Genomic DNA, 21,042 nt, shown 5'->3' with positions numbered 1-21,042 from the left:
CTACAAACTGAATAAACTGGTATTATGCGTAACCCAAGGGCAGAATGCTGTCAAGAATAAATTGAAGGACAGGGGACATTCCGTGAAAAAAACAAAGCGGGGAGGGGGCATTGGAACATGGGACGCGCCCTCTGGCCAGAAACGTCGCCTGTAATTAACTTCTTGGTGAATCGCGCATCAGGAATGCAGCTGGTAGACTGCGTTGGGCAGCAGTCACAACGATTGTCCATCGGGCGGAAGCCGTAAGCTTCGACTGCCTCGGATAAACTTCAGGAGTGCAATCATGTGGGAATACACAGATAAGGTAAAGGATCACTTTCTTCATCCTCGGAACGTCGGAGAAGTGGAAGACGCCGATGCAGTGGCGGAGGTAGGCTCCATCGCATGCGGAGACGCTTTGAAGCTCAGTTTCAAACTGGACGAAAACAAGCGCATCAAGGAAGTCAAATTCCAGACTTTCGGGTGTGCCAGCGCCATCGCAACGTCGTCGGCCCTCACGGAAATGGTGAAAGGGATGACTCTGGAAGAAGCCGAAAAGATCACCAACCAGGACATCGCCAATTACCTGGGGGGCCTTCCCCAGGAAAAGATGCACTGTTCGGTGATGGGGCGCGAGGCGCTGGAGAAGGCCATCGACGTCTACAAGGGCAGGGCGCCCAAAACGGTGGAAGGAAATATCGTCTGCGACTGCTTTGGAGTGACGGACATCGAAATTGAACGTGCCATCCGGGAAAACAATCTCGCCACCCTGGAAGACGTCACCAACTTCACCAAAGCGGGTGGAGGCTGCGGGAATTGCCACGGCGCCATTCAAGAGATCATCGACCGGGTCCGGGCGGAGCTTTCCGGCAAGCCCGCCGCCAAACCGAAGCTTTCCAACATCCAGAAGATTCGGATGATCGAAGAGACCATCGAACGAGAAATCAGGCCGGCCCTGAAACACGACGGAGGGAATATCGAGCTCATCGATGTGGTGGGGAACCGCGTTCTGGTGGCCACGCGAGGAGCGTGCGCGTCGTGCCAGGCTTCCAACCAAACCCTGAAGCATTTCGTCGAGGCCAAGCTGAAGGAGCTGGTCTGGCCTGAACTGACGGTAGAGGAGGTCTCCCAGTGAAAACGATCTATCTCGACAACAATGCGACGACACAGGTCGCCCTGGAAGTTTTGGAGGCCATGCTGCCCTATTTTCATGACCTTTACGGAAACCCGTCCAGCATGCACAGCTTTGGAGGGCAGGTGGGTCGTAAAATCCGTGAAGCCCGCGAAAGTGCCGCAGCCCTCATCGGAGCGGCACCGGATGAAGTCATTTTCACCAGTTGCGGCACCGAAAGCGACAACGCAGCCATTCGGTCGGCGCTCCTGACTCAACCCGAAAAACGTCACATCGTCACCAGTCGGGTGGAGCACCCTGCCATCAAGGCCTTGTGCGCGCACCTGGCCGAACAGGGCTACCGGGTGACGGAGCTCCCCGTGGACGGGGAAGGGCGCCTGGACATGGAGCAGTACAAACGAAGCCTCACACCCGACACGGCTATTGTCAGCCTCATGTGGGCCAACAATGAAACGGGGGTGATCTTTCCCATCGAGGCAGCGGCCCAGCTGGCCCGTGCACGCGGCATCCTCTTCCACACGGATGCCGTGCAGGCAGTGGGAAAGATCCCCATTGATATGAGCAAGAGCGCCGTGAGCATGCTCTCCATTTCGGGCCACAAGCTCCACGCCCCCAAGGGTGTCGGTGTGCTGTATGTGCGCAAGGGAACCCGCTTTTCCCCGTTCCTCATCGGAGGACACCAGGAGCGGAGCCGCCGTGGGGGAACGGAAAACACACCCGGCATCATCGGGCTCGGCAAGGCCTGCGAGCTGGCTGCTCAGCATATGGAGACCGAAAACACGAAGGTCAAAGCCCTGCGCGACAGGCTGGAAAATGAACTGCTCACCCGCGTGCCGAACAGCCGCGTCAACGGGGACCGGGTGAACCGGCTTCCCAACACGAGCAACATCAGCTTTGAATTTGTAGAGGGGGAAGGGATCCTCCTCATGATGGATGAATACGGCATTTGCGCCTCGTCCGGATCGGCCTGCACCTCGGGCTCCCTGCAGCCGTCCCACGTGCTCCGCGCCATGGGCGTGCCCTTCACAATGGCTCACGGTTCCATCCGTTTCAGCCTGAGCATTTACAACACGGACGAAGAGGTCGACTTTGTCATCGACAAGCTTCCCCCCATCATCGAAACCCTGCGGAGCATGTCTCCCTACTGGCGGACGGGGGAGAGAGCCTGCGGAACCGCTTAGAGGCTGTCTAAAAATTCCCCCCTTCAGGGGGGCCAGGGAGGTGGCAAGATTTGGCAAACCCCAAAAACACCCCCCTGCCCCCCTCAAGGGGGGAAATGAAGCTGGTTTGAATCCGATTTCTTTTGTAGGAACGGCTTCCAGCCGTGACTCTTTTGAAAATGGGCCATCTTTGTCGCGGCTGGAAGCCGCTCCTACAGGGTCACCCAAGAGTCACGCTCGCATCCGTGCAGAATATAACAGGAAGGGAAGAACGGGGATGGCAGAAAAATCCATGACGGATCAATGTAAAGTCGAGCGGGAAGAATCCCGGAAGTTTCGCGAAGAAGTCCCGAAAATCGTGGAACAACTGGTGCAGACGTGCAACCGTGAGGAATGCTTCGATCATGTGGGGCCGGAGCCCATCCCTTCGCGCGATACGGTCGTCGATATCATCCACCGCATCAACCGAATCCTCTACCCGGGCTATTTCCTACGCACACGGGTGGACGAATTCAATCTGAGCTACTATTTCGGCCAGGAAGCCATCACCCTCTTCGAACTGCTTTCGGAGCAGATCACCCACGCCTTCAGGCATGATTGCATCCGCCACAACCTCGCCTGCGTACAGTGCGAAGAAAGAGGGCAGGAAGCCGCTATCCAGTTCATGCGCGAGCTCCCCCGCCTGCGGGCAATCCTGGCAACTGATGTGAAAGCGGCATACGAAGGAGATCCGGCCGCTGGGAGCTACGATGAAATCATTTTCAGCTATCCGGGCCTTCTGGCCATTACGATTTCCCGGGTGGCCCACATCCTGTGGGAGGGAGGCGTCCCACTCATCCCGCGCATCATGACGGAGTACGCCCACAGCACCACGGGCATCGACATCCATCCGGGAGCGCATATCGGCCCGAGCTTTTTCATCGACCACGGCACAGGAGTTGTCATCGGTGAAACGACGGAAATCGGGGAGCGCGTGCGGCTCTACCAGGGGGTGACTCTCGGCGCGCTATCCCTGCCCAAGGATGCCGGCGCCCAGTTGCGCCACAAGAAGCGGCACCCCACCATCGAAGACGATGTCATCATTTATGCCGGGGCGACGATCCTTGGGGGAAATACCGTCATCGGAGCCCGCTCCCACATCGGCGGCAATGTCTGGATCACGGAATCCGTTCCTCCCGACACGAGGGTTTTCATGAAGCGTCCGGAACTGATTTACAAGGCGAAGTCCGATTGAGATATACTGCGAACGGTTCAAATCTTGACTTTCGCAGGAGCGGCTTCCAGCCGCGATTCTGTTTGAGCCGGCTATTTCTGTCGCGGCTGGAAGCCGCTCCTACAGGATCAACAATAAGTCAAGACCTCACCCGTGATAAATCAAGACCTCACCCATTTGGAGTATATCGACAGCTCTTTGGCGGAGGACTTCAAGAGGGAGCGCAAAACATGCCGCACATATTCTCTGATCTCATCGAAACGATAGGCTCGACACCGCTGGTCCGGCTGCAGCGCATGACGCGCGGCCTGGATGCGTCCATTTCCGTGAAGCTCGAATACAGAAACCCCCTCGGCAGCGTCAAGGACCGCATCGGAGCGTCCATGATCCAGGCGGCGGAAGCCGGGGGACTCATCGGCCCTGATACTCTCATCGTGGAGCCCACCAGCGGCAACACGGGAATCGCCCTGGCCTTCGTCTGCGCAGCCAAGGGATACCGCCTCATCCTGACCATGCCCGAAACCATGAGTGTCGAGAGGCGCAAGCTCCTCAAGCATCTCGGGGCCGAACTGGTCCTGACTCCAGGGGCCGAAGGGATGAAGGGAGCCATCCGAAAGGCTCAGGAGATCGTGGAGCAGACGCCCGGCGCCTATATGCCCAACCAGTTCGCCAACCCGGCCAACCCCGAAATCCACCGACAGACCACCGCCCGGGAAATCTGGCAGGACACGGGGGGCAGCGTGGATATTTTTGTGGCGGGAGTGGGAACCGGAGGAACGATCACGGGGGTAGGGGAGGTGCTCAAGCACCACAAGCCGTCCGTTCAAATCATCGCCGTGGAACCGGCTGCTTCCCCGGTACTCTCAGGAGGCCCTGCGGGTCCGCACAAGATTCAGGGCATCGGCGCCGGCTTCATACCGGAAGTCCTCAACGTGAAGATCCTGGACAGCATCGTTCAGGTGACCAACGAGCAGGCCTTCGAAACGGCACGGGACCTGGCCAAAAAGGAAGGGATTCTCTGCGGGATTTCCTCCGGCGCCGCGGCCTTTGCCGCCATGGAAATCGCCCGACGCCCTGAAAACAGGGGCCGGCACATCGTCACGCTCCTGCCCAGCACGGGAGAACGGTACCTGAGTACGGAGCTTTTCGTGGAATGATGCGGGAAGGGGAGGTGAAACCTTGGGGTTTCACGTTTCCAGCCGCTCTGGACGAAGTATTCATTTCCATTCGCGTGGGGAGATGCAGTCATTTCCATTCGTTTGGGGAGATGCATTAAGATGCATTGGCCTGGTAAGAAGAATTCATGCGATGAATGTACATTTGACGGGCAAAATTTCGACTTCATGACACCCCTGTAGGAGCGGCTTCCAGCCGCGACAACGGCTCCCTCCGGAGCCGGCTAGTCCGGTCGCGGCTGGAAGCCGCTCCTACATAAGGTGAATATTATTGGAAGCTGTTACACAAGGTGACGATTGCTGCAAGCCTTTTTCACATAACCCTCATGAACATGGTGATGTCCACCCCCACCGATAAAAATCCCCCTTGGCCCCCCTTTACCAAAGGGGGGAAACGCCACGCCTCCCCGTTTATCAAAGGGGGATTGAGGGGGATTTTCACGGTAACCAGCATTTCAACTATTCACAGAATACGTGTGCTCTGAGGACCGCAGATCGTCGTCCATATCGTGTGCTTCTCCATTGCCATTTTCCGGCAGCCCATCCGTCAGCAGTCTGTCGTTTCTCAGGGAATCCCCCCTCTCTTCCACTGCATCCACGCCGCCGGCCGTGATGGCGAAGGTTCCGTTCTCAGTGCGCTGTATCCAGCCCTTTTCCTTCAAATACCAGAGGTGAAATTCCATTTGAGCCTGCGGGCATTCGATGACCTGCTCCAGGGACACGATTCCCACGCCCGGATCTAGAATACTGCGTCTGCGCGCGGCATAAAGCACCGACAGAATGCTGTGCCGCACGGAACGGTTGTCGCCTCCTCCACCTTCCGGCAAAGGAACGGCACGGCGCAGGTGCCACTTGGAGGCCTGGATGCGGTCGTACCCGACGTCGTAGGCCGCCCGCTTCTCAGGATTGCTGAGCACCCTGTAGGCTTCCACCAGCGCATTGAACCGTTCCACATCCCCGGTTTGTGGATTGTCCGGGTGGCAACGCTTGGCCAGCATCCGGAAGACCTTTTCGATGGTTTCCCGGTCCGCGCCCGGGCTGACCTGAAGGGTTTCATAGTAATCCATGAACATGTCCTGCTGCACTGTTCCTCTCCTTCCATGAGCAAACCCGCCTGAAGAAAAAAAGAGATGATTCCTGGAAAATCATACCTGTTGAGGATGAAAAGCTTCGTTTTTGTAGGAGCGGCTTCCAGCCGCGACGTGAGTCGGTCGCGGCTGGAAGCCGCTCCTACAACGAGCATGGAGCGACCTGAAAATAAAATTTCTTAACCGAAACGAATACAATGCAATTTCTAAGCCCATGAATATGGTGATTCTCATGCAGGTTGCCACTCCCTCCCTGCTGCTGGAAATTTTTCAGAATTTCATGCTCTCCCCTTTTTAAGGGTTAAAGAATCCCCTCGACTCTGCCGATGGATCTGGCATCGCGATTCGCGGTGTCAGTCACGGAAAAATTACGCTGTAAGCGGTTGAAAACTTGACATCTGTAGGAGCTTGGCACCTGTAGGAGCGGCTTCCAGCCGCGACAAAAACTGCACCCCACAAGCATCGCGGCTGGAAGCCGCTCCTAGAGGTGCCACAGGAAGGTCAAGATCTCATCCGCACGAAATACGTCAATTCAGGGATTCACGTCGTTCTTTCACTCAATGCAGGTGAGCTCTATGGAACTCATGATTGTACGCGGGGTTTTGATACTGATCCTTGTAGCAGCGGCCATCGTGGATCTCCGCACCCAAAAAATCCCCAACGTCCTCAACTACTCAACCATGCTCTATGGGCTGATCGCCAACACCGTCCTTTTGGGGCTCAACGGGCTGGTAATCTCCCTCCAGGGACTGGGCCTGGGGCTGGCGCTCCTGCTGCTTTTCTATGCACTGGGGTTCATGGGCGCGGGGGATGTGAAGCTCATGGGGGCTTTGGGCTCCGTGCTGGGCCCCGGGGACACGCTGGATTCATTCCTGTACATTGGATTGATCGGAGGTGTTTACGCCCTGCTGGTGATCCTGTCACCCGGCAGTCCCTCCAGGCAATTTTTGAAGCGATACTGGCTGATCATCAAAACGTTCCTCTACACCAAACAGTTTTCGTACTTTTCCCCCAGTCAGGAAGAACGAAAAGTCAAACTGTGCTATGGCGTCGCCATATCCCTGGGCGCCATCTGCCATATTGCTTTCAGCCATTTGGGCTATGCATCGCTTCCGGATTTGATGTCGTCGATTTTTTGACCTCACAGGCACGGAGACTCCCGGCAGAGCTTGCCGGCATAAAGTTTTTTTTCGAGGTTTTTTCATCTGTCGTCCAATCTTGGAGAAGAAAGGTACGGTATGGGTAGATTCAGGGCTCTGGCTCCATTCCTGCTGGCGGTACTGGTCGCTCTCGGCGCCACGGTGTTCATTTACCGCTGGCTGCAGACCAAGGTGTCTCAACCCGTGGTCACCGCCCCCAGCGAAGATCGGATCAATCTGGCCTATGCCGGCCTGGATCTTGCCTGGGGAACCAAGTTGACCCCCGAAATGATCAAGATCGTCGCCATACCCAAGAATGTCGCCCCCAGTGGTCATTTTACCGACAGCGCCGCACTGGTGGGTCGGGTCCTGGTCTATCCGGTCAAGCAGAATGAAGCCATCACGGAATCCAAGCTTGCCCCGGTCAGCGTGACCACGGGAGGCGTTTGCGCGGTGATTGCCCCGGGCAAACGGGCCATCGCCGTGGCCGGCGACAAGGTCATCGGCCTTTCGGGCTTCATTCAGCCCGGCAACTTCGTGGACATCCTGGCGACACTCAAGCTCCCGGAGTCGGACCGAGAGTACGTCACGAAAGTCGTACTGGAAGATGTCCTGGTGCTGGCGACCGGAACGCAAATGCAGAATTCCGCCGATGGAAAGCCCGCACCCGTCGATGTTTTCACCGTCCAGGTGAGCCCCGAGGAAGCCGAACGACTTTCGTTGGCCGCAACCAACGGGAAGCTCCACTTTGCCCTGCGCAATACGACCGACCGAGAAACGGTCTATACGCTCGGGACTACGATTTCCGACGCCCTGGACGCCTACCGACCCCGCATGAAGCCCGTCCAGGAGGACCTCCAGACAAGGACCGTTTCCGGCGAGCCCCGGTCGGCATCCAAGTCAGCGCCCAGGGAGAAGCCGCGACAGGCCTACGAGGTGCAGACGATCAAGGGCAGCAAGGTGGGAAAAGAGACTTTTTGAGGTTCATCAGGCGAATAGACACTCCAAACGGATGAAACAAATGAAACGGATGGGTTCCCGACTTCTTGCTGGTCTTGTAGGAGCGGCTTCCAGCCGCGACATTCGCGTTCGATCATTTCATTGGCCATCGATCATTTTTGTCGCGGCTGGAAGCCGCTCCTACAAGGAACACGAGTCATCCAGATCTCAGCCGTGCGGGGTAGCCGGGATTCGATGCAAATGCCCTGTTCTTATATGACGGCAACAGTCGATGGACGCCCGAAATTTTTAGTGAGCAAAGAAGGGATCCAAAGTCCCCTTTCGTAAAAAGCAGCATTTGGCGGAGTTTGGGTACGGGAAGGGAGAACATATGGACGGAGTGGTGACAAACGGAAGGAATGAAATGAAGCGAATTGTGCTCCTTGCCTGGATTTGTCTGATGCTTCTTTTTCAAGCGGCGTGGGCGGGAGCCGGCCGGGGGGACTCGAGCGCCGTCGATCCGGACAGCCGGAAAGTCAACCTCGCGGAGGGGAAATCCACCGTCATCCGCACCCGTCAGCCTGTCACCCGCGTCTCCGTCGCCGATGACAAGATCGCAGACTATGTGCTGCTTTCCCCCTCCCAGATCTATGTCACGGCCAAAGGGGTTGGAATCACCAACGTAACCCTGTGGACGGCAAAGGATGAAATCCTGGCGGTTTACGACGTTGAAGTGGCCCCGGACATCACGCGGCTCAAATCCAAGCTGCGCCAGATCCTTCCCGAAGAAAACGGAATTCAGGTGAAGACCACCGACGATTCCATCACTCTTTCCGGCAAGGCCAGCAACACGGCGGCTGTGGCCCAGGCCAAGGCCATCGCCGAAGCCTACGCTTCCAAGGACACCAAAATCATCAATCTTCTGGATGCCGGCGGAATCCACCAGGTGATGCTCGAAGTGCGGGTGGCGGAGATGTCCAAAAGCCTCATCAATCGCCTGGGAATCAATTTCGTCGTGGGCAACGAGGGAAGCATCGGCACCAGCCTCCTCGGAAATCTTGCCACCATCAAGGAATTTGTGGGAAGTGGAGAAGCCGGCTCCCTGGAGCTGGATATTTCCCAGACGGTGAACTCCCTCTTTCACATCGCGGCGGGCGATTTCACCTGGACCCAGTTCATGGATGCCCTCAAAGAGGATGGCATCATCAAGATCCTGGCGGAGCCGACCCTCATCACCCAGAGCGGTCAGACCGCCAACTTTCTGGCCGGCGGGGAATTTCCCGTTCCCGTTCCCCAGGGGCTGGGCACCGTGGCCATCGAATACAAGTCCTTCGGCGTGGGCCTCACATTCACACCCACCGTGCTGAGCGACCAGCGCATCAACCTCAAGGTCATGCCCGAAGTGTCGGAGCTGGATTTCACCACCGCCGTCAACATTCAGGGGTATACGATTCCAGGCCTGAGCACCCGACGCGTTTCCACGGTCATCGAGTTGGCCGACGGGCAAAGCTTCGCCATCGCCGGCCTCCTGCGGGACAGCGTTCGGGAGAGCATCAAGAAATTTCCTTTGCTGGGGCAGATCCCCATTCTCGGCATGCTCTTTAGAAGCAACGAGTTCCAGCGGAATCAGACTGAGCTCCTGGTCGTCGTGACGCCCCACCTGGTGAAGCCCATCGACAAGGCCAGGGTGACCCTGCCGACAGATCACTATGTACAGCCCAGCGACACGGAGTTTTTCATCTACGGGCTGATGGAGGGTAGAGGAGGCACCCCGCCTTCCTCCCCGGTTCCCCCTCCTGGAGGCCGTTCCGGATTGCAGGGAGAATTCGGGCATTCGATCCCCAGATAGTCCGTCGAACATTCAACGCGTGTCCTGGTGAGGAGTAGGCAATGAAAGAAAAGGTTTTTTATACGATCGGGCTCTTCTGGGTGCTTCTCAGCCTGTGCGGCTGCGCAAGCCCTTACTCTGCATGTGATTACAGGGCGGATACCTGGGGTGAGGCTTTCCATACGGCCAGGGACCTCCAAATCCTCAATCCGGATGCCGCGTATGACCTGGAGCCGGTGGAAGGCATGGACGGCCCAGCGGCTGAAAAAGTTTACGACAAGTATGTCGATGGGTTCAAGTCGTGTGGGTCCAAGGGCTCTTCGGGCTCCCCCCTGGGATTTTTACCCGTCCTCGCCCCCCCCGGGGGTGGAAATTGAGGATGGATGGCAGGGGCAGCACCGCTGTGGATTGCAGCCTGTCGGGAGAATTGTTGTGGAGGCTTTGAAAATGTTTTGCAGACAGTCTGCTCGAAGCAGCCAAAACCTGGAACGCTCCAAGGAACACGGGGGCGCCATGGTGGAGTTCGCCATTGTCCTGCCCCTCCTGCTGCTGCTGGTCTTTGGAATGATAGAGTTTTCCATTTTGATGTATGACAAGGCCATGATCACCAATGCCAGCCGCGAAGGAGCCCGTTTTGCCGTTCTTTACGACAGAAACCCCGACGGGACGATGGGCAAGACGGAAGCTGAAATCAAAACAGTGATCAAAAATTACGCACAAGCCCACCTCATCTCTTTTGACGCCGGCACTTTCGGAGATGCAAATATTGTGGTGTCCCCACGCACCCTGGTCGCCGGAGATTATGTTCGTCAAGTAACCGTAAACTATCCGTACACCTTTCTGGTCTTTCCCAACCTGAGCAAGCTCTTTGGCGATGGAACGGCCAATAGCCTCACGTTGTCAGCGGTCACGGTGATGCGGGATGAACACCAATGAAGCTTGTACTGATTAGGCAACACCAAAGAAATAACCTCCCAAAAGGTAGCTTGCTTTGTAGGAGCGGCTTCCAGCCGCGACCAGGCGCAATGGCGGCTTCTCTGATGTCGCGGCTGGAAGCCGCTCCTACGACCCTATTATTTGTGAGCTGCCTTATCGTGAAAATCCCCCTCAATCCCCCTTTGATAAAGGGGGAGGCATGGCGCTCCGCACCTTTGATGAAGGTGAAGGGCGTTTCCCCCCTTTGCCAAAGGGGGGCCAGGGGGGATTTTTATCGGTGGGGGTGAACATCGCTATGCTCATGACCGTTAGCACAAGGATTTCTTAACTAAAGGGTTGAGACAATGCAACAGAAGCACTCTCGTCTCCGCAAAAAGTTAAAGGACCAAAGCGGTGTGACCCTGGTTTTTGTCGCTTTAACGCTCTTTTCCCTCGTTGGTTTTTCCGCCCTGGCAGTGGACTTAAGTACCCAAGCAAAAGTTTTCTAACAAAACGAACCGTTCGCCCTGAGCCTGTCGAAGGGCATGTCTGGTTGTGCCCTTCGACAGGCTCAGGGCGAACGGACAGCAAGACAAAATGTTAAGAAATATACGCTCAGGTACTTAGGCTATCTCTACGTCGTTCGCAACGAGCTGCAAAATGCCGCGGATGCCGGAGCACTCGCGGGAGCATGGGGGCTATACGATTCTACCGGTCATGTGGACGAAGGGGCGAACCAGCGGGCCTTCGAGGCTGCCACAGCCAACAAGAGCGGGGCGGCGGCTGTGACGGTCAACTGGACCTCAGGTAATACGGGGGATGTTCAGAGAGGACACTACCGTTTCGAAGATGGCCAATTTTTTCCCAGTGACAATCTGAATATGGTGCCTCTAAACGGGGTCTCCGAAGCAACATTGGATGCCAACCTCAATTTCGTCAACGCAGTCAGAGTCTTTACCCGCAGACCGGCAGCACCCTCTTTTTTCTCCAAGATCTTCGGTTATGACAGCTATGCCCTGAGTGCTGAAGCTGTGGCCTATATCGGTTTTGCGGGACAACTGGCGCCTGGGGACGCAGACCAGCCCATGGCGGTATGCAAGCAGGCGCTCGTTGATGGTACAGGAAATTATAGTTGTGGCGTCGGCCGCATGATCAACAGCGGGGCAAACCCCGGGCATGAAACGGGAGGCTGGACGAACTTCAGCCAGCCCTGCACGACCGCGAATACCAGCTCTGTCAAGCCGTTGGTCTGTGCTAAAGGGAATCCAGAGGCTGTCAGCTTGGGACAGGGCATGGGAACCACGAACGGTCAAGAAGATGCGGTTTTCAATGATCTTGAAAGTTGCTGGAGAAAAAACAGTGCATTGGATACCGATAACGACAAGGTCCCTGACAAGCCCTGGAACATGACACTCCCGGTCATTGATTGTGCGGGCAACAGTGTCAGCAACTGTTCAACCGTTGTAGGCGCAGTAGAATTGAATCTTATCTGGATCACTCAAAACGACAAGAATCAATGGCGGGAGGTTCCCCAGAAAATGCTGAAGCCGGACGGGTCCTACTGGACCTGTTCCTATACCAAAAACGATACCGTCGCAGCGCAGGCTTGCTGGCAAAGTTTCGTCGATACGTTCAATCTACAGGACGTCCTCAACAACACGGCCGCCACCTACGAAGACAAAACCATCTATTATTTGCCCGACTGCAAAGCCCATGAGCTTTCAGGCAGGACAGGCGGGCAGAATTTCGGGATTCTGGCAAAGATCCCTGTGCTGGTGAAATGAGTGTTCTGCGAAAAGTCTTCACCAAACAAGGCTCTGTCTGGGCACGCTCCATGCATAACCATCAATGAGCCGCACCCATACATGATATGCGCTTGATTCCAAGCCCATCATTTCCAACTTGAGGATCACCGGAAAGGCACCGAAGTGGCAACCGACCTCAACCCCATATGGATTGAAACCAAAACGGAAGAGACCCGGCGGGTTTTGGAAAAAATCATCCTGTCGAAGGCCGAGCACCGCATCCGCCGCAATGGCGATTCAGACCCCTCGGAACTGCTCATCTATCAAATGGGAGAAGACGTCGAATCCGACCTCAAGAAGGTCCAGTCCGTCCTCGATTCGCACATGGTGAAGGAGGTGTTCCTCGTTTCCTCCAACCCGGACCCGGAAATTCTCGTCAAGGCATTGCGGGCCGGAGTGCGGGAATTCCTGAAGGAGCCCATACAGGAAGCGGAACTGCTGCAGGCGTTCGATCGATTGAACCGCAGGAAGAGCAAAGCCGCTTCACCGACGAAAAACGGCAAAATCATCGATGTGGTCGGGGCCAAGGGAGGTGTCGGAAACACGACGCTTGCCGTCAACCTGGCAGCCAATCTGGCCCTGCAGTCACCCAATCAGCTCGTCGCCCTCATGGACATGAACCTGCTGTTCGGGGAGGTCCCCACATTCCTCGATTTCAAGCCGTCTTTCGATTGGGGGGAGCTGGCCCGCAATATTTCACGCCTGGACGCCACCTTCCTCATGAGTGTCACGCACCGGCATGCTTCGGGCGTGCACGTGGTACCCTCCCCCCACCATTTGAACGGCAACTTCGAGGCGACCCCGGACGTCATCAAGAAGCTCCTCCAGGTCATGAAAAACGTTTTCGATTACGTCGTCATCGATTCGGGCCATTTGGCCGACGAGCTCTCCCTCCGGATTCTGGAAATCTCCGACGAGGCCCTGCTCACGGCCATCCTGAGCCTCCCATGCCTGACCAATGTGAAACGATTGCTTCGCTACCTGAGCGACTTGGGAATCGCCTCCCAGGAATCCATAAAAATCGTCATCAACCGCTACCTCTCCGGGTCGGACATTTCCCTGAAGGACGCCGAGAAAGTCGTGGAGCGGCAAATCTTCTGGACAGTGCCCAACGACTTCAAGGTGACCGTGGCCGCCATCAACCAGGGCAAAACGCTCTTTGAAATCGCGCCCAGGTCCCCCGTGAGTCGAAGTGTCAAAGACCTGGCAGGAAAATTCGTGACAAACACCGGGGAGAGCTCGACCTCCAGGTCATTTTTTGCAAGGTGGTTTTCCAGGAATTGATGTGCATGTATTTCATGCATCTAACGACACTGTGCTGTTACCGTGAAAATCCCCCTCAATCCCCCTTTGATAAAGGGGGAGGCATGGCGTTTCCCCAATTTGATGAAGAGGCGCGTTTTCCCCCCTTTATCAAAGGGGGGCAGGGGGGATTTTATTGACGGGGGTGAACACAGACGAGCTCATGACCGTTTGTAGGAGCGGCTTCCAGCCGCGACTTTCTCAATCGATCATTTTTGTCGCGGCTGGAAGCCGCTCCTACAAGGAAAACGAATAGTCCGAAAGAAAACCAGTAGTCCGGATCTCTGCATTGCGAAGTAGCCAGGATTTGATGCGATGGCCCCGGGCATGACGGAGCGAGGATGTTCGGAAATATATACTCGGATTCTTGAGAGGAGGGATTTCGAAATGTTCAATATGTGGAAACAGGCGGCCAAGAATTCTTCTCTCGCTCCAGCCGGGGGGGCGAACGAGCTCTTGAAGGTCGAGGATGTGATGGCCTCCAGGGCCAGGGCCCGTGCCATCGTCCCCAACGAGTATTATGAGCTCAAGACCAGGATCCACGACCGGCTCATTGAAATGATCGATCTGTCCGTCCTGGACACCTTCGACCAGCATGTCCTGACTCCCCAAATCCGAAGCCTGGTGCAGCAAATCCTGGACGAGGAGCACGGGAAAATCCCTCTCAACCTGGGCGAGCGCCAGAAGCTTTTCGAAGAAATCGAGCACGAAGTCTTCGGCCTGGGCCCCCTGGAGCCTTTGCTGCAGGACCCTACCGTATCCGACATCCTGGTCAACAACTACCGCCAGGTCTACGTGGAGCGCTTCGGGAAGCTCGAATATACGGAAGCCAGGTTCAAGGACGAGGTCCACCTGCGGAAAATCATCGACAAGATCGTCTCCGCCGTGGGGCGGCGCATCGATGAATCGTCGCCCATGGTGGATGCGCGACTGCAGGACGGCTCGCGCGTCAACGCCGTCATTCCCCCGCTGGCCCTGGATGGCTCCGTGCTCTCCATCCGGCGCTTTTCAAGGGAGCCCCTCGAGCTCCACGATCTCATCGCCTTCAACTCCCTGACGTCCGAATTCGGAGAGCTCCTGAAAGCCATCGTGAAAGCACGCCTCAACGTTCTCATCTCGGGGGGCACGGGCAGCGGGAAAACGACGCTCTTGAACGTGCTCTCGCGCTTCATCCCCGAGGAGGAGCGCATTGTCACCATCGAGGACGCTGCCGAGCTGCAGCTCAAACAGACCCACGTGGTGCGCATGGAAACCCGGCCGGCCAACGTCGAGGGCAAGGGGGAGATCACCCAACGGGACCTGGTCAAGAACTGCCTGCGCATGCGGCCCGACCGCATCATCCTGGGCGAAGTCCGCGGGCACGAAGCCTTCGACATGCTCCAGGCCATGAATACGGGCCATGAAGGATCCCTCACCACTGTCCACGCCAACTCCCCCCGCGATGCCCTCATGCGGGTGGAGACCATGGTGGCCATGACGGGCATGGACATTCCCACGGAGTTCATGCGGAAATACATCAGCTCCGCCCTGGATGTCGTCATCCAGGCCGCGCGCCTGGCGGACGGCACCAGAAAGGTGATGAGCATCCAGGAAATCACGGGGATGGAGGGCAACGTCATCAGCCTCCAGGAGATCTTCCGGTTTGAACAGGTGGGGGTCGAGGCCAACGGAAAAATCAAGGGACATTTCAAGGCCACCGGCCTGAGGCCCATGTTCTCCAAGAAGTTGGAAACCATGGGCATAAAACTGCCGCCTGGGATCTTTGAGCCGAGACATTCTTGAGAAGCTCATACACTGCCAACGCTTGAAATCTTGACGTTTGTAGGAGCGGCTTCTCCTAATCTCGCCTTTTGTAGGAGCGGCTTCCAGCCGCGACCCTCCCGGGAACCGCCCGTTTCTGTCGCGGATGAAAGCTGTCGCGGCTGGAAGCCGCTCCTACAAAAAAATGGCCGCATGTTTACGACCTTTGGCACTTAAAGCCTATCCCAAGCCCCCTCACCACGGCATTCTCACCAAAATGGCAAGGGAAGTTTTCGGATAGGTGCTTAAAAAAAACTGACCCATGTGATGGGATTACAAATGGATTCGTTGCTGCCCCTCGGTCTGTTCATTTTTTGCCTGGTCGTCATCGAGCTGATTTTCTCGGGGATCAAAAACCTGCGGAGCGGAGGCTCCAAGAGCGTCCAGGCAAGGCTGCAGGCACTGCAGAAGGATCGCCCAGAGCACATCGACATCCACATCCTGAGGGATCGGCGCCTGAGCCCATCGGGCTGGCTGCATGCAATCCTTTCCATCCTTCCCGGCATGAAGAACATCGACCGCCTCCTCCAGCAGGCCAATGTCGGCATGGCCCTCTCCACGTTCCTCCTCCTCATGGCAGGGTCTGCGGCCTGCGGGTACCTGCTTCCCGCCGCTGCCCTGAAACGCCCTGAGCTCGGACCGGTCTTCGCCCTGCTGTTCCTGACCATTCCCTTTCTATATGTCCTTCAGAAGAAGAACGAGCGCATCAAAAAATTTGCAGACCAGCTTCCCGATGCTCTCGAGCTCATCGGCCGCACCATGCGAGCGGGCCATGCCTTTTCCGGCGGAATGAAAATGGTGGCGGAGGAATTCGACGACCCCATCGGCTCCGAATTTGCCCGCACTCTGAGTGAAATCAATTTCGGCGTCGGGGTCGCCGACGCCCTCAAGGCCATGGCGAAACGGGTGGGCAGCGACGATCTCAGTTATTTCGTCATCGCCGTCATCATCCAGAGGGAGACGGGAGGCAACTTGGCCGAAATCGTCGAGGCCATCGCTTTCATCATTCGGGAGCGGATCAAGCTGATGGGAAAAGTGAGGGTGCTTGCAGCCGAAGGAAAGGTTTCCGCCATCGTCCTTTGTGCATTGCCTTTCCTGATAGCCCTTTTCGGATTCTCCACGAACCCAAAGCTCTTCAATGTCCTGACGGAAGACCCGGCCGGCCGGATCATGTCTTACACGGCTTTGGGCTTGATGGCCTTCGGAATTCTCGTGATCCGCAAGATGATCAAGATTCGCGTTTGACGTTTTTGCTTCTAACCATCTCAGGTGATGACAATGACGTGGTCATTGTCCCGTAGGAGCGGCATCCTCGGAATCCTGCTCGCAGGAAAGGCAAGCGCTTTGTAGGAGCGGCTTCCAGCCGCGACAAAAGACTTACCGGCCGCGGCAGGAGAGGTTCCGGCACGATAAAAATTCCCCGCACATTGTCGCGGCAGGATGCCACTCCTACAAAGCGCGGGGCGGCCCGCGCCATTGCAAAGATCCACACCCAGGGCCTGACCCTGAAGCTCCCCTCTTCAGGACTTGAGGGGGCGCTCCTCAGGCAGGCTCCAATCCATTGAAAGGCCTGACATGCTCACAGCGGAAAATTTTCCCATCATCGCCAGTCTGATGATCTTCATTTCCATCCTGCTGCTGTTTTTGGGTGCCTTCGCATACCGCTCCCGCATGAAAAGCCGATCGAGGCTCTTCTCGGGCGCCGGGGCATCAGAGGGACCCTCCGCCCTCCCTCTGAACGGGTCGGCCGACGTCATGGGAAGCCGATCCCCGCGCCCGCTTTTGAAGACCGCGAAGAAAATAGGACAGGCAATGGAAGCCGGGGAAAAAGACCTCCCCAAGGGGAGAAACGTCCCTTTCCTCCAGGCGGGCATAAGAAATGGGGATGCCCCCACCATCTTCATGGGAACGAAGGTCCTGCTGGCAAGCCTGTCGGCTGCGGGCCTCTTTCTACTGGGGCAGATGTTTTTGAGGCACCTCCTTCCATCTCACAGGTTTCTCGTGGCTGCATCCTTTTCGGCCGCAGCCTACTATCTGCCCAACATATGGCTCAGAGTGAGGACCTCCACCCGAAAGCGAAACATCCAGAACGCCCTGCCCGATGCCCTGGACCTGCTGGTGGTGTGCGTGGAAGCCGGCATGAGCCTCGATGCCAGCCTCCAGCGCGTGGGGCAGGAAATGAGGCTGCAGTGCAGGGAACTCAGCGACGAGCTCTTTCTCATGAACCTGGAGATCAGGGCGGGCAAATCGAGGCGCGATGCCCTGAAGAACCTGGCGGTGCGCACCGGCCTGGAGGATGTGAACAGCCTGGTCACCCTGCTCATCCAGACGGAACAGTTCGGCACCAGCATCTCCCAGGCCCTGCGCGTCTATTCCGACACCTTCAGGACCAAGAGAATGCAGAGGGCCGAAGAGATCGCCGCAAAACTGCCCGTGAAGCTCTTGCTTCCCCTGGTGCTTTTCATCTTTCCGTCAATTTTCGTGGTGCTCCTGGGACCGGCGGCCATCAACATATTCAGGGTATTGATTAAAAAATGAAGCTCCACCATCCGCCATCGGTGCACCTTTTATATGAAAATGCCGTCATCAAGTCTTTTCATCCTTCGTTGTGACCGACCCGGTCATGGGGGTTATTGAATTGGCACGTCTTTTTCGAAACGGCGATGCGACAGCATCAGCCCCTTGCCTTGTTATGTTTTTTCGTAGCAACAACCGCTCATAAAATTTTGTGTTTTTTTGTAGGAGCGGCTTCCAGCCGCGACCAGATAGACCAGCCATGATGTCAAACAGAGAAGCCCATCAAAGAAATCTGCGAAAAGGCCGGTTTTCCCAACTGGGCAATGTGTATTTCATTACAACAGGCACAAAAGACCGGCTGCCGGTGTTTTCCAATCCTGCCGCGTCGAAAATCGTCCTCGATTCCCTCAGATGGCTGAACGACCAGGGCAAGATCGAACTGCTCGCCGCCATGGTCATGCCTGACCACGTCCATTTCGTGGCACGGCTTCGGAGCACGACCCTTCCATCCCTGATGCACTCCTTGAAGAGCTTTACATCCAACAAGATCCATGACCTGCCAAACAGGGAGGACCGCCTGTGGGAGGCCCAATATTACGATCATGCCATCAGAACCGACGATGAACTGAGGGAACGCATCCTCTATTGCCTCCAGAACCCTGTGAGGAAAGGGCTTGTCGGCCATTTCAGAGAATGGCCGCATTGGTATTGTGCCTATGACGTGTGATGAGGTCGGAACGGTGTTTCCAAAACCAGGCCGGGAAATTGTCGCAAACCAAGGGCAGGTAACAAATTTTGGTATGTAACGAGGATCGTACATACACCACCATTTCTTTGTAGGAACGGTCTCCAGACGTGACAGGATCGGCGGCTTTTGCTTTGTAGGAGCGGCTTCCAGCCGCGACAGAAATGGATCACCGCAATCTTTGTCGCGGCAGGATGCCGCTCCTACAAAGGATCGCCCACAAGATATTGTCAAATCCAGAAATTGACCGAGGTTGAAGGATTGTTTCCAACGAAGCACGGAGGATAAACACCACATGAAGCTCAAAGATTTTTCAGAAAATTTGCGCAGAAACCTATGCCGCAAGGCGCTTGCCATTCTTTTGCTGGCGCCCCTCACCGCTTGCGCCACCACCAAGAACACCGCATCCAATGTCTTCGAAGAAACAGGCTATCAAAAGCTCGTGGAACGACAGAATGCCTTGTCGTCCGACGATGGGACCGCAGCAAAAAAACTCCCCAAAATGAAGGACTCGGATCATGAAAAACTCGGGGACATCTACCTCCAGCAGGGAAAGTTCGAGCTGGCCTACGTTCAGTACACGAAAGTCCTGCGCAAATCCCCCGACAACCTGGGGGTTGTCCTGAAAAGAGGCCTGGTATTTCTTTACCGGGACCTCCCGGAAGAGGGCAAGAAAGAATTCCTTGTCGTTCTCAAAAAGGAACCGTCCAACGCCCTGGCCCTGCAAGCCATGGGGCAGGCACTGTTTCAACAGAAGAACTACCCGGAGGCGGAAAAATACCTTCGTGAAGCCGTGCAGGCCAACCCAAAGCTATGGGTCCCTCACAACCTGCTGGGAATCATTTACGATTACCAGGGCCGGGGGCAGGAGGCCATTGCCCACTACGAGACGGCCGTCGGCTTGAAGCCCGACGAGGCCAGCCTGTACAACAATCTGGGGGTGGCTTACTCTCTCGCCGGCCAGTTGGATAAATCCATTGAAACCTTTGGGAAGGGCCTGCAGATCAGCCCGAGGGATGAAAAATTGAACAACAATCTGGGAATGGTGCTCTGCAAAGCGGGTCGCTATCCTGAAGCGGTCGAGGCCTTCAAACGCTGCGGGGATGAGGCTCAGGCATTGAACAATTTGGGGAGCTATTTTTTTCAGGAGGGGGAGTATGAAAAGGCTGTGCGGTCCTTCGAGAGGGCTGTTCGGCTTCGGTCAGCATACTATACCGAGGCGAGTGAAAATTTGAAGAGGGCTGAAGTCAGGCTCCACAGCCAAACTTCGCAATCATTTGTGGAGAAAAGCGAATCAAGAAAAGCTACCGCATCTAAAATTGTCACGGACATGAGAGAAAATGATTTAAATGAGGAAGCACCTTGTCTCCGTTGAGACTTAACTTTCTATTGACATTCACTTGTGGCATTAACGATAGAGACACATCAATTGACATTTTGCTGAGAAACTGAAGGAAGTGGTTTGAATCGCTTAATTTTAGTCTTCAAGACGTTTCCCATAAGGAGGGAAAACGCCTTGAAGATGAACGATATAAAAATTTTATTTACTCCGCCGCAATCTTTTTTGCAACATCTCCAAACATCGTGTTTACGTTGCCACCCAGAGTTTTAACAGTTGCGATACATACTACTGCAATAAGTGCGACCATGAGTGCATATTCAACCATCGTGGCGCCTTCTTCTTCCTTCAAGAAATTCTGTACTTTCTTCAACATGGCATTCTCCTTCTTTGATGAATCGTTACAGTTGATGTTTTTCCTACTCGCCTTTCACTCAAAAACCCCATCGTTCAAGACTTCTCAAGTCCACCGACAGGACCGCTGCTTTCTCTACTGCCGGGAAATTCCCGGTTGCGATGCGTCCAACCCCATGCTTCCATCCGGTTGCTTCACTTTCAGCCCTTTCGGAAGCTCACCCTGTTGTCCCATCCAAGCATCCGTAATCTCCGGCAGTTCGTTCTGTTCCGCGATGTTGACTCTCTTATTTGCGAGGACTGTGCCAACATTTTCTTTTCCAGCAAATTGGGCTTTCGAAGATTCGAGAATGCGTGACAGGAAGCGCATCGGCGGGCACCCAAAAATCGTGCAGTCGTTTGGTGAGGGGGAGTGCATGGGACCGGGAGGCGTATTTCATCGACTGTTGGTAGATCGATTTTGCCGGGGGGCGTTAAGTGGCGGTTTCTAATGTAACTTTTTGTAGTGCAAAATAGGTTAAAAGTTGTCGAAATCTACCAAAAGTAGAATAGCCCGTTCAGAGCGGCTGAAACCCGCTTCATGACTGACTTGGGAAGAATCAAGGGAGATCC

18 protein-coding genes are annotated in these 21,042 nt (G+C 55.7%); 16 read left to right on the top strand and 2 right to left on the bottom strand.

Features of this window, described 5'->3' with window-relative positions; all coding sequences use genetic code 11:
* Positions 1-283: 283 nt before the first annotated feature.
* The 4 genes from nifU to cysK all read left to right on the top strand — a co-directional run bounded on the left by nifU (position 284) and on the right by cysK (position 4,641).
* Positions 284-1,114 (top strand): Fe-S cluster assembly protein NifU, encoded by an 831-nt coding sequence (nifU, locus tag MWC30_RS13110; RefSeq protein WP_244084644.1) that lies wholly within the window; start codon positions 284-286, stop codon positions 1,112-1,114.
* Positions 1,111-2,292: a cysteine desulfurase NifS gene (gene nifS / locus MWC30_RS13105; RefSeq protein WP_244084643.1), complete on the top strand. Its 1,182-nt coding sequence runs from the start codon at positions 1,111-1,113 to the stop codon at positions 2,290-2,292. Before nifU ends, nifS begins: the two co-directional genes overlap by 4 nt.
* 256 nt (positions 2,293-2,548) lie before the next feature.
* Positions 2,549-3,505 carry a serine O-acetyltransferase EpsC gene (epsC, locus tag MWC30_RS13100; protein WP_244084642.1) on the top strand — a complete coding sequence of 319 codons (957 nt, stop codon included), beginning with the start codon at positions 2,549-2,551 and terminating at the stop codon, positions 3,503-3,505.
* Between the two features lie 209 nt (positions 3,506-3,714).
* Positions 3,715-4,641 (top strand): cysteine synthase A, encoded by a 927-nt coding sequence (gene cysK / locus MWC30_RS13095; protein ID WP_244084641.1) that lies wholly within the window; start codon positions 3,715-3,717, stop codon positions 4,639-4,641.
* 473 nt (positions 4,642-5,114) lie between these two features.
* Here the strand turns inward: cysK and MWC30_RS13090 are convergent, their stop codons facing one another.
* Positions 5,115-5,744 (bottom strand): J domain-containing protein, encoded by a 630-nt coding sequence (locus MWC30_RS13090; protein WP_244084640.1) that lies wholly within the window; start codon positions 5,742-5,744, stop codon positions 5,115-5,117.
* 578 nt (positions 5,745-6,322) lie between these two features.
* Here MWC30_RS13090 and MWC30_RS13085 point away from each other — a divergent pair.
* The 12 genes from MWC30_RS13085 to MWC30_RS13030 all read left to right on the top strand — a co-directional run bounded on the left by MWC30_RS13085 (position 6,323) and on the right by MWC30_RS13030 (position 20,112).
* Complete coding sequence (locus MWC30_RS13085; RefSeq protein ID WP_244084639.1) at positions 6,323-6,886, top strand: prepilin peptidase; 564 nt, start codon at positions 6,323-6,325, stop codon at positions 6,884-6,886.
* Positions 6,887-6,985: 99 nt separating this feature from the next.
* A complete protein-coding gene (gene cpaB, locus MWC30_RS13080; RefSeq protein ID WP_244084638.1) occupies positions 6,986-7,867 on the top strand; it encodes a Flp pilus assembly protein CpaB in 882 nt (293 codons plus the stop codon).
* 382 nt (positions 7,868-8,249) lie between these two features.
* Complete coding sequence (locus tag MWC30_RS13075) at positions 8,250-9,674, top strand: type II and III secretion system protein family protein (protein ID WP_244084637.1); 1,425 nt, start codon at positions 8,250-8,252, stop codon at positions 9,672-9,674.
* Positions 9,675-9,715: 41 nt separating this feature from the next.
* Complete coding sequence (locus tag MWC30_RS13070) at positions 9,716-10,030, top strand: hypothetical protein (protein WP_244084636.1); 315 nt, start codon at positions 9,716-9,718, stop codon at positions 10,028-10,030.
* Positions 10,031-10,100: 70 nt separating this feature from the next.
* Positions 10,101-10,589 carry a TadE family protein gene (locus MWC30_RS13065; RefSeq protein ID WP_244084635.1) on the top strand — a complete coding sequence of 163 codons (489 nt, stop codon included), beginning with the start codon at positions 10,101-10,103 and terminating at the stop codon, positions 10,587-10,589.
* Positions 10,590-11,113: 524 nt separating this feature from the next.
* Positions 11,114-12,352 (top strand): TadG family pilus assembly protein, encoded by a 1,239-nt coding sequence (locus MWC30_RS13060; protein ID WP_244084634.1) that lies wholly within the window; start codon positions 11,114-11,116, stop codon positions 12,350-12,352.
* A gap of 144 nt (positions 12,353-12,496) precedes the next feature.
* The gene (locus tag MWC30_RS13055) at positions 12,497-13,657 is read left to right on the top strand and encodes an AAA family ATPase (RefSeq protein WP_244084633.1); all 1,161 of its coding nucleotides are present in this window, start codon (positions 12,497-12,499) and stop codon (positions 13,655-13,657) included.
* A gap of 492 nt (positions 13,658-14,149) precedes the next feature.
* The gene (locus MWC30_RS13050) at positions 14,150-15,457 is read left to right on the top strand and encodes a CpaF family protein (RefSeq protein ID WP_368860847.1); all 1,308 of its coding nucleotides are present in this window, start codon (positions 14,150-14,152) and stop codon (positions 15,455-15,457) included.
* A 297-nt stretch (positions 15,458-15,754) separates the two neighbouring features.
* Positions 15,755-16,720, top strand: a complete 966-nt coding sequence (locus tag MWC30_RS13045; RefSeq protein WP_244084631.1) for a type II secretion system F family protein — start codon at positions 15,755-15,757, stop codon at positions 16,718-16,720.
* Positions 16,721-17,050: 330 nt separating this feature from the next.
* On the top strand, positions 17,051-18,013 hold the full coding sequence (locus MWC30_RS13040) for a type II secretion system F family protein (protein ID WP_244084630.1): 963 nt from the start codon (positions 17,051-17,053) through the stop codon (positions 18,011-18,013).
* Positions 18,014-18,251: 238 nt separating this feature from the next.
* Positions 18,252-18,719, top strand: a complete 468-nt coding sequence (locus tag MWC30_RS13035) for a transposase (protein ID WP_244084629.1) — start codon at positions 18,252-18,254, stop codon at positions 18,717-18,719.
* A 313-nt stretch (positions 18,720-19,032) separates the two neighbouring features.
* Positions 19,033-20,112, top strand: coding sequence for a tetratricopeptide repeat protein (locus MWC30_RS13030; protein WP_244084628.1), 1,080 nt, complete (start codon positions 19,033-19,035; stop codon positions 20,110-20,112).
* A gap of 169 nt (positions 20,113-20,281) precedes the next feature.
* On the opposite strand, the gene MWC30_RS13025 is transcribed toward MWC30_RS13030, so the two are convergent.
* Positions 20,282-20,452, bottom strand: a complete 171-nt coding sequence (locus MWC30_RS13025; protein WP_244084627.1) for a Flp family type IVb pilin — start codon at positions 20,450-20,452, stop codon at positions 20,282-20,284.
* Positions 20,453-21,042 lie beyond the last annotated feature (590 nt).

It is taken from the genome of Desulforhabdus sp. TSK (assembly GCF_022836495.1).
GTDB lineage: Bacteria > Desulfobacterota > Syntrophobacteria > Syntrophobacterales > Syntrophobacteraceae > Desulforhabdus.
Note: the sequence above shows the minus strand (reverse complement) of the source record. Positions and strands in the feature narration are given on the sequence as shown.